The sequence below is a fragment of the Salipiger thiooxidans genome (genome assembly GCF_900102075.1).
GTDB classification, from domain to species: Bacteria; Pseudomonadota; Alphaproteobacteria; order Rhodobacterales; family Rhodobacteraceae; genus Salipiger; species Salipiger thiooxidans.
In genome coordinates this window covers 43,750-61,496 of sequence record NZ_FNAV01000021.1, presented here as the reverse complement: position 1 = coordinate 61,496, position 17,747 = coordinate 43,750, and the positions used below count along the sequence as shown (strand labels likewise).

At 72.1% G+C, this 17,747-nt stretch carries 13 protein-coding genes; all 13 read left to right on the top strand.

Annotation, left to right across the window (positions count from 1 at the left end):
- The first annotated feature begins 198 nt into the window (after positions 1 to 198).
- The 13 genes from BLQ77_RS23995 to BLQ77_RS23935 all read left to right on the top strand — a co-directional run bounded on the left by BLQ77_RS23995 (position 199) and on the right by BLQ77_RS23935 (position 17,729).
- Positions 199 to 1,242 (top strand): pyridoxal-phosphate dependent enzyme, encoded by a 1,044-nt coding sequence (locus BLQ77_RS23995; protein ID WP_089963388.1) that lies wholly within the window; start codon positions 199 to 201, stop codon positions 1,240 to 1,242.
- On the top strand, positions 1,235 to 2,395 hold the full coding sequence (locus BLQ77_RS23990; protein ID WP_089963386.1) for a M24 family metallopeptidase: 1,161 nt from the start codon (positions 1,235 to 1,237) through the stop codon (positions 2,393 to 2,395). The genes BLQ77_RS23995 and BLQ77_RS23990 overlap by 8 nt, the downstream gene beginning before the upstream one ends.
- A gap of 2 nt (positions 2,396 to 2,397) precedes the next feature.
- The gene (locus tag BLQ77_RS23985; protein WP_089963384.1) at positions 2,398 to 3,123 is read left to right on the top strand and encodes a maleate cis-trans isomerase family protein; all 726 of its coding nucleotides are present in this window, start codon (positions 2,398 to 2,400) and stop codon (positions 3,121 to 3,123) included.
- A gap of 83 nt (positions 3,124 to 3,206) precedes the next feature.
- Positions 3,207 to 3,362 (top strand): FAD-binding oxidoreductase, encoded by a 156-nt coding sequence (locus BLQ77_RS23980; RefSeq protein WP_089963381.1) that lies wholly within the window; start codon positions 3,207 to 3,209, stop codon positions 3,360 to 3,362.
- Between the two features lie 244 nt (positions 3,363 to 3,606).
- The gene (cls, locus tag BLQ77_RS23975; protein WP_089963379.1) at positions 3,607 to 5,028 is read left to right on the top strand and encodes a cardiolipin synthase; all 1,422 of its coding nucleotides are present in this window, start codon (positions 3,607 to 3,609) and stop codon (positions 5,026 to 5,028) included.
- A 663-nt stretch (positions 5,029 to 5,691) separates the two neighbouring features.
- The gene (locus tag BLQ77_RS23970) at positions 5,692 to 7,719 is read left to right on the top strand and encodes a phage tail sheath family protein (protein ID WP_089963378.1); all 2,028 of its coding nucleotides are present in this window, start codon (positions 5,692 to 5,694) and stop codon (positions 7,717 to 7,719) included.
- 14 nt (positions 7,720 to 7,733) lie between these two features.
- Positions 7,734 to 8,258, top strand: coding sequence for a phage tail protein (locus BLQ77_RS23965; protein ID WP_089963376.1), 525 nt, complete (start codon positions 7,734 to 7,736; stop codon positions 8,256 to 8,258).
- Positions 8,245 to 9,057 (top strand): hypothetical protein, encoded by an 813-nt coding sequence (locus tag BLQ77_RS23960; protein WP_089963374.1) that lies wholly within the window; start codon positions 8,245 to 8,247, stop codon positions 9,055 to 9,057. Before BLQ77_RS23965 ends, BLQ77_RS23960 begins: the two co-directional genes overlap by 14 nt.
- Positions 9,058 to 9,533: 476 nt before the next feature.
- A complete protein-coding gene (locus BLQ77_RS28515; RefSeq protein ID WP_131822052.1) occupies positions 9,534 to 9,944 on the top strand; it encodes a hypothetical protein in 411 nt (136 codons plus the stop codon).
- A gap of 9 nt (positions 9,945 to 9,953) precedes the next feature.
- Positions 9,954 to 11,273 (top strand): Pvc16 family protein, encoded by a 1,320-nt coding sequence (locus BLQ77_RS23950; protein WP_089963370.1) that lies wholly within the window; start codon positions 9,954 to 9,956, stop codon positions 11,271 to 11,273.
- A 3-nt stretch (positions 11,274 to 11,276) separates the two neighbouring features.
- On the top strand, positions 11,277 to 13,199 hold the full coding sequence (locus BLQ77_RS23945; protein WP_089963369.1) for an AAA family ATPase: 1,923 nt from the start codon (positions 11,277 to 11,279) through the stop codon (positions 13,197 to 13,199).
- Positions 13,200 to 13,416: 217 nt separating this feature from the next.
- Positions 13,417 to 15,288: an eCIS core domain-containing protein gene (locus BLQ77_RS23940; protein WP_110476942.1), complete on the top strand. Its 1,872-nt coding sequence runs from the start codon at positions 13,417 to 13,419 to the stop codon at positions 15,286 to 15,288.
- Complete coding sequence (locus BLQ77_RS23935) at positions 15,288 to 17,729, top strand: eCIS core domain-containing protein (RefSeq protein ID WP_089963365.1); 2,442 nt, start codon at positions 15,288 to 15,290, stop codon at positions 17,727 to 17,729. Before BLQ77_RS23940 ends, BLQ77_RS23935 begins: the two co-directional genes overlap by 1 nt.
- Positions 17,730 to 17,747: the final 18 nt, after the last annotated feature.

Here is a 17,747-nt window from a genome sequence, read left to right as displayed (position 1 = left end):
AACGGTGCCGTCCGTCAAGCGCAATGTCGCCTGGGAGCACCGGGTCGACGTCGGTCTTCCACAACGCGCTGCCGTTGGTCGTCCGCGTCTCGCGACCTGATCCCGCCCGCGCGCTTGCTGCCAAAACACTTGCCCGGCAGGCGCTTGCCGTGCCTACTCGGCCCGTTCCAGAACCGGAGAGGGGCCGCTTTGACGTTTATGATCGAGAACCCGTGGCGCGGAAAGGGGCTCGACCCCGAGGGGCTGATGCCGGTCGCCGAGGCCACCGACGTGGCGGCGCTGCTCGGCCTGTGCCCCGCCCACAGGGAGACCCCGCTCCGCGACGCGCCCGGGCTGGCGCGGCTGGCGGGGGTGGCGGAGCTCCGCATCAAGGACGAGCGCGGGCGCATGGGGCTCGGCAGCTTCAAGGCGCTCGGCGCGGCCCATGCCATCGCGCGCGAGGCGGTGGCGCAGGCGGGCCGCGATCCCGAGGCGCTGCGGCAGGCGCTGGCCGGGCGGACCTACGTGGCCGCAAGCGCCGGGAACCACGGGCTCTCGGTGGCGGCGGGGGCACGGATCTTCGGCGCGCGGGCGGTGATCTTCCTGTCCCGGACTGTGCCCGAGCCCTTCGCGCAACGGCTCGCGGCCCATGGCGCCGAGGTCGTCCGGGCGGGCGCGGATTACGAGGCGAGCATGGCCGCCGCCACCGAGGCCGCCGGGGAACAGGGCTGGACGCTGCTGTCCGACAGCTCGTGGCCCGGCTACACCGAGCTGCCGCTGCGGGTGATGGAGGGTTACACGCAGCTCGCCGCCGAGGCGGTCGCGCAGATGGACGCGCCCCCGACCCATGTGCTGTTGCAGGCCGGGGTCGGCGGGCTCGCTGCCGCGGTGGCCGCACACCTCCGCCTTGCCTGGGGCGACGGCCCCCGCATCATCGTCGTTGAACCCGATGCCGCGCCCGCCCTGATCGACAGCATCCGCGCGGGCAGGCTCGTCACCTCCGAGGGGCCGGTCTCGTGCATGGGGCGGCTCGACTGCAAGACGCCGTCGATGATCGCGCTGGCCGGCCTGTCGCGCGACGCCGACGGCTTTGCCACCCTCACCGAGGACGAGGTCCGCGACGGCGTCGCGATCCTTGCCGAGCACGGTTTCGACACCACACCCTCGGGCGGGGCCGGGCTGGCGGCGCTGCTTGCGGGGCTCGAGCCTGGCGCCGATGCCCGGGTTCTCGCCATCCTCAGCGAAGGCCCCGAGGATGGCTGACCGTTCGCTCGTCTTCCCCGCCGACGAGTTCCGCCACCGCGTCGCGCGGCTGCAGGATGAGATGGCGGGTCAGGGGCTCGACGCGCTTTTGCTGACGGCGGCGCCGGACATCTTCTACGTTACCGGGTTCCTGACGCGCTTCTGGGAAAGCCCGGCGCGGCCTTGGTTCCTGATCGTGCCGGCAACCGGCGATCCGGTCGCGGTGATCCCCTCGATCGGGGCCGCGCTGATGGCGCGCACGTGGATCGAGGCAATCCGCACGTGGGACGCGCCGCATCCCGGCGACGACGGGGTGAGCCTGCTGATCGACACGCTCTGCAGCCTGCTGCCCGAACAGGCGCGCGTCGGGGTGCCCATGGGGCTCGAGACCCAGCTGCGGATGCCGCTTGCCGATTACGACCGCGTCGCGGCGGGCATCGCTCCGCGGCGCTTCGTGGATGGCACCGGCGCCGTGCAGCGCGTGCGCGAGGTGAAAAGCGCGGCCGAGGTCGAGGCGATCCGCGCGAGCTGCGCCATCGCCGGGCGAGCCTTCGCGCGGGTGCAAGAGATCGCAGCACCCGGGCGCCCGCTCGAGACCGTGTTCCGCGACTTCCAGGCGATGCTGCTGCAGGAAGGCGCCGACTGGGTGAGCTACCTTGCCGGCGGGGCGGGGCCCGACGGTTATGCCGACGTGATCTCGCCCGCGTCGTCCGACCCGCTGCAGGACGGGGACGTGCTGATGCTCGACACCGGTACCGTTCGCAACGGCTATTTCTGCGACTTCGACCGGAATTACGCGGTTGGCCCCGCGTCGGAGGCGGTGCGAAGGACCCATGCCGCACTGTGGGAGGCGACCGAGGACGCGCTGGCTTCGCTGCGACCGGGGATGCTGGCGCGCGACGCGCACCGCCTGCTGTCCGTGGCGCTGGTCCGGCGCGGCGCAGAGCCCGGTGGCGGGCGGCTGGGGCACGGGCTCGGGATCACCCTGACCGAATGGCCGTCGTTCACGCCGCTGGACGACACGCCCCTGCGCGAGGGCATGGTGCTGACGCTGGAGCCGGGGGCGCTGGTCGCGCCCGGGCGCATGCTGGTCCACGAGGAGAACATCGTCCTGCGCGCCCACGGCCCGGAGCTGCTGTCGCCGCGCGCGCCCCTCGAGATGCCGGAGCTGTAAAGATGTCCGATGTCGCCTACCGGTTGCTCGACCCCACGCGCCCCGCGATGGGGCTGATCGTCCTGCGGGTCGACGAGACCATCGAGCAGGACTTCCGCCGCTACATCCCGCCAGAGGCCGCGCGGCTGCATGTCACCCGTGTTCAGTCCGGCGACAACCTGACCCCCGACACCATCGCCGGGATGGAGGCGGACCTCGGTGCCGCCGCCGGGCTGCTGCCGCCCTCGGCTGGGTTCGACGTGGTGGGCTATGCCTGCACCTCCGGCACCGCGCAGATCGGGCCGGACCGGGTGCGGGCGCTGGTCGCGGCGGGAACGCCGACGCGGCACGTGACCAACCCGCTTTCGGCCGCGCTTGCCGCCTTCGCGGATCGGGGTCTGGGGCGGGTCGGCATCGTGTCACCCTACGTGGCCTCGGTGGCGGCCTCGCTGCGCCGCGCCTTCGTGGCAGAGGGGGTCGCGGTGCCCGAGATGCTGTCCTTCGGCGAGGAGGTCGAGGCCCGCGTCGCCCGGATCGACCCGCGCTCCATCGCCGGGGCGGCCCGCGCCCTCGCCGCGCGCGGCGGCATGGACGCGGTGTTCCTGTCCTGCACGAACCTGCAGACCTACGACATCCTACCCGAGCTGGAGGCGGAGCTCGGGCTGCCGGTGCTCAGCTCGAACCGGGTTCTGGCCTGGCACATGTGCCGGCTTGCAGGGATCGCCGCGGTTGCCGACCCCTCACGCTGACGGACAGAGCAGCGGGCCCCGGCCGGAACCCCGGTCAGGCGCTCTCCTTCTGCCGCGACAGGAACACCAGCGCCGCGACCGACATGACGAGGAACACCACCGCCAGCGGAGAGCACGGCGTCGGCCTCGGCAAGCGCTCGTTCATGGAGACCGAACACGGCGCCGCCTACGCCCTGATGCGCCGGCTCAAGACCGCCGTCGACCCGGACGACATCATGAACCCGGGCAAGCTGGTCTGAGGGCCGGTCGCCCGAGGCGAGCCCGGTGGCGGTGCTGGTCAAGACTGCCACGCCGGGCGTCCGCCCCGGCCGGCGCGGCAATTGGTGGCGGAAAGCGAAAGGGGCCGCCTGTGTTCTCGACGACGCCAAGCTTGCCCGGCCCCGGAGCAGGCGCCCTATGCACACAAATGCATGGCCTCATGGCAGTTTCCGCCGCTACACTCCCGATCACCATCCCTCTCTATCCCCAAAACCGGGACGACCGATGATCTGGATCCTCCTTCACTACCTCATCGTGGCAGCCTGCGTCGTGCGCATCGTCCTTCGGCCGCACCGGGACCCCGCGGCGCGGGCGGCGTGGGTGCTGACCACGCTCGCCGTGCCCCTGGTGGGGGTTCTGGCCTACCTGCTCCTCGGGGAGACCAGCATCGGCCGCAGGCGCCTCGCACGGCTCGGGCGGATCGAGAAGCTGCTCCCGGACGCCGCGCATTTCCCGGCAGACGCGATTGCGGCCTGCGCCTCTCCGAGGGTCGATGCGCTCTTCCGGGTCGGAGCCTCGATCAGCGGCTTCGCGCCTTGTCCGGGCAACGTCGCCGAGCTCATGGCGGACAGCGATGCGACCATCGACGCCATCGTCGCCGACATCGATGCGGCGGCGGATCACGTCCACCTGATCTTCTACATCTGGGTCGCGGACGGCAACGGGCGCAAGGTGGCCGAGGCGCTCATGCGGGCGGCGCGGCGCGGGGTCACGTGCCGGGCGATGGCGGATGACATCGGGTCGCGCCGCCTGATCCGCTCGCCGCTCTGGCACGAGATGCAGGAGGCCGGGGTCAGGCTGGCCTCGGCCTACAAGGTCGGCAACCCGCTGCTGCGGATCTTCAACGGTCGCATCGACCTCCGGAACCACCGCAAGATCGTCGTCGTCGATGGCCGCACGACCTACTGCGGCAGCCAGAACTGCGCCGATCCGGCCTTCGTGCAGAAGGCGAAATACGCCCCCTGGGTCGACATCATGCTGCGCATCGAGGGGCCCGTCGTGCAGCAGGCGCAGCGGGTCTTCGCGGCCGACTGGATGGAAGCCGTCGACGAGGACATGTCCGCCTTCGTCGGCACCGAAATTGCGCCGATCCCCGGCGGCTGGCCGGCTCAGGTCGTGGCGACGGGGCCCAGCGTGCGGACCTCGGCCATGCCCGAGATGTTCACCAGCCTGATCTACGCCGCACGGCACGAGCTGGTGGTGACGACGCCCTACTACGTGCCGACCGAGGCGATCCAGTCGGCGATCTGCGCCGCCGCGAACCGGGGCGTGAGGGTGACCCTCGTGCTGCCTGCCCGCAACGACTCGGTCTTCGTCGGCGCGACCGCCCGCAGCTACTATGCGGGCCTGCTCGCCTCCGGGGTCGAGATCCGCGAGTATCTTCCCGGCCTCCTGCACAGCAAGACGCTGGTGGTGGACGGCAGGATCGCCCTGATCGGGTCGGCGAACTTCGACCGGCGGAGCTTCGATCTGAACTACGAGAACAACATCCTGCTGGTGGACGAGGCGACCTGTGCCGCGATCCGGCAGCGACAGGACAGCTACGTAAGCGATGCGCGGGAGGTGACGTCCGAGGAGGTCGCCTCGTGGTCGCTCATACGCCGGCTGGGCCACAACGCGGCGGCGATGATCGGTCCGATCCTCTGAGGCTTGTCTTTGCCGGCGCGGGTGATCGCCGCGACGATGTCCGCGGTCGCTGCGCTGGTTGTGAGCGGCCCCCGGTGCCAGTCCTGGTAGGGCGGGTCTCACGGGAAGCCGTCTCCGGCGACCGGCATCGTGTCGGAGGCGATCGCCCCCACGGCATCGTCAGCCAGTCGACGATGGCCTCCGGCGCCATCTTGCAGACCCGCACAAGCCGCGCCGGGTTCTTCCGGATCGTACCGGCGCGGTCCCGGTTCGAGATTGTGCGGAACTGCACCGCCTTCGACAGGCGCTCGGCGCCCTCGAAGTCGATCTCGACCGTCTCGGCATCGGTCATCCGGAGCGACGGGAACGCCGCCTGGCGTGCGCCGGGATGCCAGGCGCGCCACACCGGTTCCGATTTCAGGGCGAGGGGCATCTTCCGCGCGCGGAAACGGCCTCCGAAGCATGAGCCCTGGCCATCCCGCAAGACGCTGAGTCAGGCAGCGCCTGCGCCTCTTTTCCATTTATAGTTGTGCGACTCGGGCCGCATGCGTATCTTTGCAAGCAATTGAAAACCCGGTCGGAGGCCTTCTCGGGCGCGCTTTCCGGTGATTTTGCCGGCATGAGTTTTCAGGTTTCCGGCCCGTCGGCATTGTCCTTGAATTTATTCCATTGGGGAGACACGCCATGCCCGTGAACCCGACTTATCCCGGCGTCTACATCGAGGAGATCCCCTCCGGCGTGCGCAGCATCCGCGGGGTCGCGACCTCTGTCGCGGCGTTCATCGGCACCTTCGACCGGGGGCCCGAGAACGAGGCGGTGCGGGTGCTGAGCCTCTCGGATTTCGAGCGCGAATACGGCGGTCTGACCCGGGACAGCGAGGCCTCCTACGCGGTGCAGCAGTTCTTCCTGAATGGCGGGTCCGAGGCCTGGATCATCCGGGTCGGGCATCCGGGCGAGGAGGATGCCATCCCCGCGCTCACGGCGGCGACGGCGGCGATTGCCGATCTCGCGGGCGGTACCGACCTGCTCGACGTGGTCGCCGGGCGTCAGATCCGTGGTGAGCCCGCCCGCAATCCCGGCGACTGGGGCAATTTCCTGCGGCTCGAGATCAGCCACAATTCCAATGCCGCCGATGCCACCTTCAACCTCGGGATCAAGGAGGTGCGCGTCGACGGCGACCGCACCAGCGTGGTGCGGCAGGAGGTCTTCCGCAACCTGACGATGGCGCCCAACACCGCGAACAACGCGGTCGAGGTGGTGAACGCGGGGTCGCTTCTGGTCCAGCTCGCGGTCGACGATGCGTTCGGGACCGTGGACGAGGAGGACCTTCCCGAGGTCACCGGCACGCTCGGCGGCGATCTCGCCGCGGCACTGCCTGCGCTGTCGGCGGCAACCGCCGTGACCATCGGGGTAAATTTCGGCGGCGCGATCCCGAATATCGCGCCGGTCGCGGTGGATTTCGACGGTGCCGGGACGCCGGCGAGCCATGCGGCCTTCGCAGCGATCCTGCAAGAGCGGCTGCGGGCCACGGCCACCGATGCCTCGGTGCCGGTGGCGCTCAGGCCCTACCTGTCGGGCATCGTGGTGACGCTGACCGGGGAGGGCACGACCGCGGATCCGCGCCGGTTCCACATCCAGCTGGGGCAGGGCGGACGGCCCCTCGTGCCCGCGGCGGTCTTGGTCTTTGCCGGGGGCGATGCCGGCGCCTTCGGGCTCGACACGCCAACGTTCGAAGGGCCACTGCAGGTCGAGATGGGCGGCGGCAACAATGGCGGCATCGTGGATGCGGACGGCGTCTACCTGATCCCGGTGGCGTCGTTCACCGGCAATGCCGGGGCCCGCACCGGGCTTTATGCGCTCGAGGACGTGGACCTCTTCAACATCCTCTGCATTCCCGACGCGCCGCGGATCGACACGGCGAACAACGGCGCACTGGCGGTCTACAGCGAGGCGCTGGCCTACGTGACCGACCGCCGGGCGATGATGATCGTCGACATCCCCGAGACCGTGACGCGGATCGGGCAGATGGAGACCTGGCTCGGGGAAAACGCCAACCTGCGCTCGCCCAACACCGCCGTCTACTTCCCGCGGACCTTCAACCTCGACGCGCTGAACCAGAACCGGCCACGCTCCTTCGCGTCGTCGGGCACCATCGCCGGGCTCTGGGCGCGCACGGACGCCTCGCGCGGCGTCTGGAAGGCGCCCGCCGGCACCGACGCGCGGCTGAGGGCGGTGCGCGACGTGGTCTACGCGATGACCGATTCCGAGAACGGCGTGCTGAACCCGCTGGGCTGCAACTGCCTGCGCCAGTTCCCGATCTACGGCAGCGTCTGCTGGGGCGCGCGCACCCTCGACGGGGCCGACCAGATCGCCTCGGACTGGAAATACGTGCCGGTGCGCCGGACCACGCTCTTCATCGAGGAAAGTCTCTATCGCGGCACGCAATGGGTGGTGTTCGAGCCCAACGACGAGCCGCTCTGGGCGCAGATCCGGCTCAACGTCGGGGCGTTCATGCACGACCTGTTCCGGCAGGGCGCGTTCCAGGGCACCATGCCGCAGGACGCCTACCGGGTGAAATGCGACGCCGAGACCACCACGCAAAGCGACATCGACAACGGCATCGTCAACATCGAGGTCGCCTTCGCGCCGCTGAAACCGGCGGAATTCGTCATCCTGAAAATCCAACAGATCGCGCGGCGCGCGGATAGCTGAGGGAGGGAAGCCACATGGCCCAGTTCACCGTCAACCCGCGCCGTTTCGATCCCTACAAGGATTTTCGCTTCCGCGTGAAGTGGGACGGCCGCTACGTCGCCGGGATCTCCAAGGTCTCGGCACTGAAACGCACCACCGAGGTGGTCGAGCACCGCGAGGGCGGCGATCCCACGATCAGCCGCAAGTCGCCCGGCCGTTCGAGCTACGAGGCGGTGACGCTGGAGCGCGGCGTGAGCCACGATATCGAGTTCGAGCGCTGGGCCAACAAGGTCTGGAACCTCGAGGCGGCGGCGGGCGGGCAGGTGTCGCTGGCCGATTTCCGCAAGGAGGTGATCCTCGACGTGTTCAACGAGGCGGGGCAGCTGGTGCTGTCCTACCAGATCTTCCGGGCCTGGGTCTCGGAATACCAGGCGCTGCCCGATCTGGACGCCAATGCCAACGCCGTCGCCATCCAGATGCTGAAGCTGGAGAATGAGGGCTGGATCCGCGATGTCTCGGTGGTCGAACCCTCCGAGCCGAGTTTCGATGTCCCGGCATGACACCGGCGCGATCACGGCGGCGCCGGGGCAGCGCGTCACGGTCCCGCTGGCGCCGCCCCGCGGCGTGGCGGTTATGCACCCCCTGACCGGGGGCGACGAGCTCGATCTCTCCGACGCTTTGGGACCGCTGACGCCGGTGGCGGCGGAAACCGCGCTGCTGCTTGCGGGGGGGGCGGAGCTCGACGGGCAGCCGGCCGATGGCGGGGCGCTGGATGCGCTGGTCGCGGGTGACCGCAACCGCCTGCTGCTGGCGCTGCTCTGCGCCAGCTACGGCGCGCCGGGGCATCTCATCATGACCTGCGAGACAGAGGGCTGCGGCGCGGTGCACGAGGTGCCGTTCGAGGCGGCGATGTTCCTCGGCGCCGTGCCCGACGTGTCGGACGGCACGGTCGAGACGGAGGAGGGGCCGCTTGGTCTCAGGCTTCCCACGGGGGCGGACATTGCCGCGAGCGGCGGCTCGGCGGCGCGGCTGCTGGCGCTCTGTGCCGGCGGGCCGGTGGCGTCCGGCGCGGTGGCGCAGGCCGAGGTGTGGCTCGCCACCGCCGACCCATGCGCGGAGATCGCGCTTGCCGCCGAGTGCGACGCCTGCGGGGCGGCGATCGGCGGGCGGCTCGATCCGCTGGAGCTGCTGCGCGCCGAGATGGGCCGCTGGGGCGGGGTGCTGGCGGAGTTCGACCTGCTCGCCCGCCGTTATCACTGGAGCGAGGCGGAATTGCTGGCGATGCCGGCCCACCGCCGCCGCCGCTACGTGCGCATGGTCTGGGCCGAAGGCGGCGCGACCGCGCGGGGGGCGGCATGACCGGGTTGCTCGGCCGCCTCGCAGCCCGCGCGACCGGGCAGAGCCCCGGCGGGCCACCGACCCTGCGCGCCGCGGTCCCCCCGCGCTTCGCCACGCCAGAGGGGCTGGGTGGCGGCATGGGCTTCGGTACGGAGATCATGGCGGAGACCGAGGCGTCCGACGCAGAGGGCGGCGCAACGGCGCGCGGTGAGACCGGGCGCGATGCGGTCCCTCCACCGTCTCCGGAGCGTTCGGGGGAGGCGCCGGGAGCGCGTCGGGCGCCGACCGCCGGAACCGTCGTCACATCGGAAAGGGCGCAGAGGGCAGAGCCGGGCGGAGACCATCGGGCGATGTATCCCGAGGGGGCTAATCCGGCGGTTCCCAGGCAGGACATGCCACAGGCTGGCTTGGCGCAAGGGAGGCGAGACCCCCTGTCAGGCGCAGAGGCAGCGCGGCCCGAAGAGCCGCCGCACCCATCGTCGCCGGAGGGTCGCACCATGCCTGACGGTGCGATCCCGACCGGCACCGCCGAAAGGACGGCCGAGAGCCACACCGACGCCTCCAACCCTGTCTTTGCCCCCGCACCCAACACCGCCCGCAGCGCGCGCAGGGACCAGGGCACAGAGCCCCCAAACCGCCTCACCAGCGGCGAGAGCGCGCATCCGGCCCGAACCACCAGCCCCTCAACCGCCCAGCCCCCCGGTGTCCCGGCATTCCGCCATGAACCCACCGCGCCAGACCAAACGCCCCACGCCGACCTGGCTCCGCCCCCCGTTCTGAGCATCGGCCGCATCGACGTCACCTTCGAGGCCCCGGCACCGCAGCCCTCCGTCCCCCGCCGCAAGGCGCCCGAGCGCACCCGGGGCTTCGAGAAATACGCCCGCGCGCGGCTCGGGCAGCGGGGTTAGGGGGCGGCGATGGCGAGCTATCAGGTCATCGCCGCCGCGACCCGTTCGATCCGGACCCTGCTGCGCGACCGGATGGCCACCGGCGTCGGCGTCACGGTAGCGCCGCCCGACCAGACCGTCACCGGCTTCGATGGCGCGCGGGTGAACCTCTACCTGATCCAGGTGCTCGAGAACGCCAGCCTCAAGAACGACCACGGCCCGCATCGCGGCCCGCCGGGCAGCTACGGCCGTCCGCCGCTATCGCTGAACCTGCGCTACATGCTGACAAGCCATTCCGACAGCGAGGTGATGCCTGAATCCGATCTGACCGCGCAGGAGATCCTTGGCGACGCGCTGCATGTCCTGCACATGTTCGGCGCCCGGATGCACGAGCTGATCCAGGAAAACCTCGTGCCGCCCGCGCTCAACGAGCCGATCCTCGACCCGCTGCTGACGCAGGAACCGGAGCGCTTCAAGCTGACGCTCTATCCCGCCTCGCTCGAGGACGTGACCAAGATCTGGTCCGCGCTCAGCGAGGAGAACTTCCGCCGCTCGGTGATCCTCGAGGGCACCGTCGTGCAGATCGACGTCACCGAGCCGGTGCGGGTCGCGCCGCCGGTGACCGAGCGCCGGATCTTCGCCACGCTCGCCCGGCGTCCCACCATCGAGCGGGTCTTTGTGACCCCGCCGCCGGGCCAGCCCGAGGCCGAGATGCGCGTGGCGGTGGGCGAGGAGATCACCATCGTCGCGCGCGATGCCGCGGCGGCGCGGATCTTCGTGCAGTTCGGCGATCTGCCGCCCCTGCGCGTGGTGCCCGCGCCGGACGGGCGGATCAGGGTGCGGGTACCCGACGCGGTGCTCGACGTAGATTTCGACCCGCCGCTCAGCCAGCCGATCCTTCCCGCGCAGCAGCTCCAGCCCGGCACCCTGCAGATCCGCCTGATCGCCGAGCTGACGGTCGAGGGCGTCGCCGGGGCGCAGGGCCGCGGCACCCGGATCGAGGAGACCCGGCGCGTGCCCTCGAACATCGCGGTGATGCAGCTGGTGCCGCAGATCACCGCGGTGACGCCCGGCAATGGCGATGCGGGCACCGTTCTGACGGTGACCGGCACGCGGCTCTGGCACCCCGGCGCGCACGAGGCGCAGGTGGTGCTGGGCGACGCCGGGATCGAGATCAACCGCCCGCCGCCCAGCCCGCTGCTGCCGCCGGCGCCCGGTTCGGTGCAGGTGCCAGTCGCCGATGCCGGGCTGCCCGCGCAGGCGGGGGGCGACCCCGGCTACCGGGTCGCGGTGCTCGTCGATGGCGTGCGCAGCCGCGACGACGGCTTCACCTTCCACCTGGATCCCTGAGCGATGCCCGAGGCCGTCCACAAGCTGCGCCCCGCGCCCGATGCCGCCACCGAGCTGCCGCAGGTGCTGCGCTGGGTGCGGGGCGTGCTGGCGGGCAGTCCCGACGATGCGCTGCGCGAGGGGCTTTCGCTGCTCGACCCGCTGGCGCGGCAGTTCGCGCTGGCGCCGGTGGACGAGGACCTGCTGCTCTTCGCCCTCGCGCACCGGGTCGACGGCACCGTCGCCGCACTCTGTGCCGAGGTGGCGGGCGACCCGCGCCAGACCTACGTTACGCCGCACCTGCTGACCCGGCTGCGCGGCGGCTCGGCGCCCGAGTTCGCCGCGGCGCTCTTCGACCGGCTGGCCCCGGACGCGCCGCTGCGGCGCTGGGCACTGATCGAGATGCGCGAGACCCACGCGCTGGCGGCGATCTCGCTGCCCGAGGACCTGGCGCTGCGCCTCACCGGCGGCGGCGCGCCGATGTGCCCGCCGGGCTGCCTGCCACTTTCTCCGGTGCCGGGTCTTGCGCGGGTCGACACGCTCGCGGCGGAACTTGCACCGCAGCTCGCCCGGGGCGTCGCCCTGATCGGCCCCGCGGGCAGCGGACGGCGCGCGCTTGTGGCGGCGATGGCGGCGCAGGCGGGCTGCGGAGCGGTGCTGCTCGAGCCCGGGCGCGTGCCCGGGGACGAGGCGGGCCGCGACGCGGTCCTGCGCGCCGTCGCCCGCGAGGCGCGGCTTGACGGGCTGGTCGTCGCGCTCGAGGTCGAGGGCGACGCGGTGGCGCGGCGGTTGCTGCCGGGGGAAGAGGACGGCTCCGCGGCCCGCGCCGGTGTTTCCGGGCGCAGGCTGGCCGAGGCTGCGGCGCGGATCTTCGGCGGCGGGCTCGTGCTGCTGGCCGAGGTGCCGACCGGTCTGCCAGACGGCTTCCTGCGCGAGACCCTGCCGCCCTTCGACGCGCCGGAGCGGCGGGTGCTCTGGCAGGCCGCCCTGCGCGAGCCGGTCTCGGACGGAGAGCTCGACGCGGTGGCCCAGCATTTCCCCTACGGCCCCGCCGAGATCGCCGAGATCGCCGCAAGCCTGAGCCCCGGCGACCCGCCCGGCACGCTCTGGCGGCGCTGCCGCGGGCGCGGTGGCCGCGGGCTCGAGGCGCTGGCCCGCAGGATCGTGCCGCGGGTCGGCTGGAAGGACCTGATCCTGCCCGAGCCGGCGAAGCGCGAGCTGGCCGCCATTGCCGACCAGATCCGCCACCGCGCGCGGGTCTATGACGACTGGGGCTTCGGCGGGCGCATGCCCTCGGGGCGCGGGGTGACGGCGCTTCTGGCCGGGCCCTCGGGCGTGGGCAAGACCATGGCCGCCGAGGTGCTGGCGGGCGAGCTGGGGCTCGATCTCTACAAGGTCGACCTGTCGCGGCTGATCTCGAAATACATCGGCGAGACCGAGAAGAACCTGCGCCGGGTGTTCGATGCCGCCGAGGAGACCGGCGCCTGCCTGTTCCTCGACGAGGCCGACGCCTGCCTCGGCAAACGCTCCGAGGTCAAAGACAGCCACGACCGTCACGCTAATATCGAGGTCAGCTACCTGCTGCAGCGGATCGAAAGCTACAGCGGCCTGTGCCTGCTGGCGACGAACCTCAAGAACAACATCGACACCGCGTTCCTGCGCCGGCTGCGCTTCGTCATCGACCTGCAGCTGCCCGATCAGGGCGAGCGCCTGAGGATCTGGGAACGCGCCTTTCCGCCCGAGACCCCGACGCAGGGGCTCGACATGGTGGCGCTGTCGCGGCTCGACATCAGTGGCGGCTCCATCGTGGTGATCGCGGTCAACGCGGCCTTCCTCGCGGCCTCCGAGTCTCGGCCGGTGACCATGGGCGACATCGCCCGCGCCGCGCGTGGCGAGTACCGCAAGCATGACAGGGCGTTCCGGGCGCCCTGGGTGGAGGGCGCATGAGACCGCCCCCGAAACCGACCCTGAAACCGACCCCGGCCGCCGCCGCACAGAGCGTGCGCCGCGGCGTCGAGCGCGCGGCGGCTGCGCTACCCCCGGGCGTGTCGGGGCATATCCCGCGCCTGCGTCTGCGGGTGCCGCAGGGGGCAGGACCCGAAGAGATCGCGCAGGCGATGCGGAGCGCGCTCTCCCGTGCCCGCCGCGACGGGGAGGGCGGGGCATGACCGGCTGCGCCTGTTCCGTCCTGTCCGGTCGCCAGATCCGCGTCGCCCCGCGCGACAGCCGCGAGGAACGCCGCGCCGAGGCCATGGCCGATGCCGCCATGACAGGCCGTCCGGTTACGCATGGCGCGGGCGGGCGCGTGGACACGGTCTACCGCGCCTGCGCCGCCTGTGCCGCCGGCGGCAAGCCCTGCGCAGATTGCGAGGAAGAGGCGTTGCACCTCTCCCGCGACGGCACGGGCAGGGATGGCTCCGCCGCTGACGGTGCCGCTGCCGCGATCGCGGGCGGGGGAAGCCCCTTGTCCGGCCCCCTGCGGCAGTATTTCGAACCCCGCTTCGGTGCCGATCTGGGGACCGTGCGCGTGCACCGCGACGCCGCCGCCGGGGCCGCCGCGCAGTCGATCGGCGCGCGGGCCTATGCGCACGGCACCCACATCGGCTTCGCCCCCGGAGCGTGGGCGCCCGAGACGCAGGACGGCCGCCACCTGATCGCCCACGAGCTCGCCCACACGCTGGGCGCCGACGGCCAGCTGCACCGCGCCCCCGCCACCGACGAAGAGACGGCGCCGCGCCCGCCGCGCGACATGGTCCGGCCGGTGCCGAACGTGCATTCGGAGTCCTTCGAGGACGATGCGGGCGGCGGCGGCACCTCCTTCGAGGAGATCCTCGAGACCGAGCCCATCCGCGCCGGACACCACGTGCAGGGCAAGGTCCGCCGCCGCGAGATCGCGCCCCGCACCGCCACCGAGGACCGCGAGGTGATTGCCGACCACAAGGCGCTGGTCGATTTCAACACTGACACCTGCGAGGTGCGCCTGCCGTTCCGCTTCGGGTTCAGGCGCTCGGCCGGGGACCCGAACAACCACAATTGCCAGGGCGACCCGATGTCGGGCCGGCCCGACATCGACGCCATCGCCGCGCGCTACATCGCCGCCGTCAACAGCAGCCTCAACGACCAGTTCAAGGTCCGGCTCACCGGCTGCGAGAACGACTGCGCCGGGCGCGACATCCCGATCCGCGTCAGCGTCAGCCGCGACGACACCGACGCCGATAAGACGATCGAGGTGGTGCCGCGCAGTGGCCGGGGCAGTGCGCGCTATCTCTGCGCCGGCAACTTCGAGGAAGGCTTCGCCGCGCACGAGGCCGGGCACCAGGTGCTGGGGCGCGGAGACGAGTACCCCGAGACCGACCCCAAGTCGCTCGAGGCGCATCGCAACCGGCGCCGGACCGAGCGGGTGCGCCGCGACAACAACCGGATGGGCGAACGCCGCCGCTGGGGTCGCTTTGGCATGTTCCACGAGCGCGATTTCCGCCACGTGACGGTGTTCCTCAACCACATCTTCCCCGGCTGCACCGCCGAGCTGGTGCCGATCCGCCCCGTCATCCCGGAATTTCGTCCCTTCCTCCGGGCCGGGCTCGGCAGCCTCGACGGTGCGCTCTCGGGGCAATTGGGGGGCGGTCTCGACGTCGGCCTGCCGGTGACCCGCGACCGGCGCTGGCTGGCGCTGGTCGGGGCCGAGGCCAGCTATCTCGCCTCGCTCGACCTCGACAAGCGGCGCCTCGTGCTGGCGGGGATGCGGCTGGGGTTCGAGCGGCAGGTCCACACCGCCGGTCCCACGCTTCGGCTGTCGGGCATCGGCCAGTTCGGCGTCTCGCACGAGTTTGCCCGCAGCGAGTCCGCGGGCTTCGGGGCCGACATCGACCATCCCGACCGGACAAGCGCCTATGCGGGCGGCGAGCTCGGGTTCGGCATCCAGCCCGGGGCGGGGCTGTCGGTCGACTTGCGCCTGGGCGCGGGCGGCGAGCTCGGCAACGACCCGCGTGCGGCGCACTGGATAAACATCGGTCTCGCGCTCGGAGGGCGGTTCTGATGGCCGCCGCCGCCGCCCCGGCACAGACCAGTGCCGCGCCCGCGGTGCGCATCGCCCCGGCCGACAGCCCGGCCGAGCGCGAGGCCGACCGCATCGCAGACGCGGTGATCCGGGGCGGCAGCGTCTCGGCGCCGCCCGCGGCACCCGGCGGTCCCCCCGCGATCCACCGCAAATGCGCGGCCTGCGCCGCCGGTGGCCCGCCCTGCGCCCATTGCGCCGAGGAGGAGCTGATGCGCAAGGCTGTGGGCACCGCGATGCCCTCCGCCGCCGACGCCTCTGCCGCCGCGGCCGCGATCTCGGGCGGGGGCCAGCCGCTCTCGCCTGCCACGCGCAGCTACTTCGAGCCGCGCTTCGGCGCCGACCTCTCCGGCGTCCGCGTCCACACCGAGGCCCGCGCCGCGCGGGCCGCACGCGGCATCGACGCCAGGGCCTATGCCATGGGGTCGCACGTGGCCTTCGCACCGGGCCGCTACGCGCCGTCCACGGGCGAGGGCCGCCGGCTGCTCGCGCACGAGCTGGCGCATGTGGTGCAGGGCCACGGGACCGCCGGTCACGGGCCGTCGGTCTTCCGCGAGGGCGAGGACGATGCTGCAACCGCCGAGCCCGCCGCGCCGCTGAGCCGGCAGGAAGAGATCGCGCTGTCCCAAAGCTCTCCTGGCCGGGTGACCGCGACGCTGCGCCCGTTCCGCTTCGTGCTCGAGAACTTCGCCATCGACAGCGCAAGGCTCAAGGACGAGCACCGCGCCGTGCTGGCCGAGCTGCGCAGGCTCATCGCCGTAGCGGAGCCCGGCGCGCTGCGGGTCGTGATCGTCGGGCACGCGGACGAATCCGGCCCAGAGCTGCACAACAGCGGCCTCTCGGTGCGCCGGGCCCGCGCGGTGCGGACGGCGCTCGGGCGGGCGTCGGTCGCGGGGATCGCCGGGTTCGGAGAGGCCGCCCCGCTCGATCCCGCCGACAGTGTCGAGGCCCGCAGCCGCAACCGGCGCGTCGAGATCCTGCTGTTGCCCGGGCCCCGGCCTCCGCCGCCGGTGCGGGTCGAGGAGGACCCCCCGGTCGACGACGACACGCCCACACCGGTCGAGATCCGCGACCCTCCGCCGGTCGACGAGAGCTTCTGCGAGCGCTTTCCGCTGATCTGCGCGGCGCTGCTGGCGGGCGGCGGCATCGCCATCGGCGAGCTCCTGCGGCGTCTCCTGTGGAACGCCCTGCGTTCGGCGGCGGCAAGCCTCGCCGCGGGTGGCATCGCGGCGGGGCTCTCGACGCTGGCCACGGCGCTCAGCGGGCTTGGCGGCGCGCTCGCCGCGGCGGTGGGCTCGGCGCTGGCCTATTGCCTCGCGAACCCGTCGGCCTGCCTGCCCGACACCGACGGGCCGGGCGGTGACGACGACAACGATGACGACAACGATGACGACAACGACGAACCGCCCGAGCGCCACGCCTGCGTGGATGTGGTCAACCTGCCCGGCGGGGCGCTTCCGCCGGCGGTTCTGCAGGGCGCGGGCGTCAGGTATTTCCTTCAGCGCAGCTTCAACATGTCGATCATGTTCCGCGACGATCCCGAAACCGGCTGTGACTGCAGTTGCGGCGAGTACCTGCAGAAGGTCAACGGCACCTTCGAGAAGAACCTCGGGGCGGGCTGGGTGCGGATGCGCGCGCCGCCCACGGTGTCGAGTTCGCAGCTGCACCCGACCCGGCCCGAGGAGGACGCCCGGCACGGGCGGCTGCCCTATGGCCACAGGTTCAGCGACGCCGCGCGCAGCAGTGCCCGCGACCCGGAGGATTTCGACCAGTTCCTTCCCACCATGGAGGACGGCTGTCTCTATTCCGGCAGCGACTCGCCGGGGATCACCTTCGTGACCGATCCGCCGCCGGTGCCGGGCACGGAGTACCGGTTCCACCTCGAGTTCGCCGGCGTGCCGGTCGACGGCTGCCACGGGCGGCGCCCGATCCCTGGCCATCGCCACGAATGGACGGTGGACGGCTACGCCCGCATCCCCGAACCGACCGAGGAGCCGCCCGAGGACGACACGCCGGAGCCGGCCCCCGACACCGACGACACCCGGGCCACCGAAACCGCGCCGCCGCCGCGCCACGACGGGCCGACCATCGGCCCCGCGCCCGAGCACGCGGTCCCGGTCCCGACCGATCCGAACGCGTTCTGCGTCAACGACAACATCGCCTGCATCACGGCCGAATACCTCCTCGACCGCCGCCTCGTGCTGACCGAGGCCGAGATCGAGCGCGCCGTCCTGCTCGAGTTCCAGGCCCTGCGAAACCGTTGCCGGGTCCATCGCTGGCGGCCCACGCCGGTTCAGCCGGACCGGCCTCTGATCTGGGACGGCTACGTGCGCAGCCAGGCCCGGGCGCGGGTCCGCCGCTACCTTGCCGCCCGCGGCATGCTGTTCGACAGCGACCCGGGGCCGCTCTGCCCGTTCCCGTGAGCGCGGACACCCGCGGGG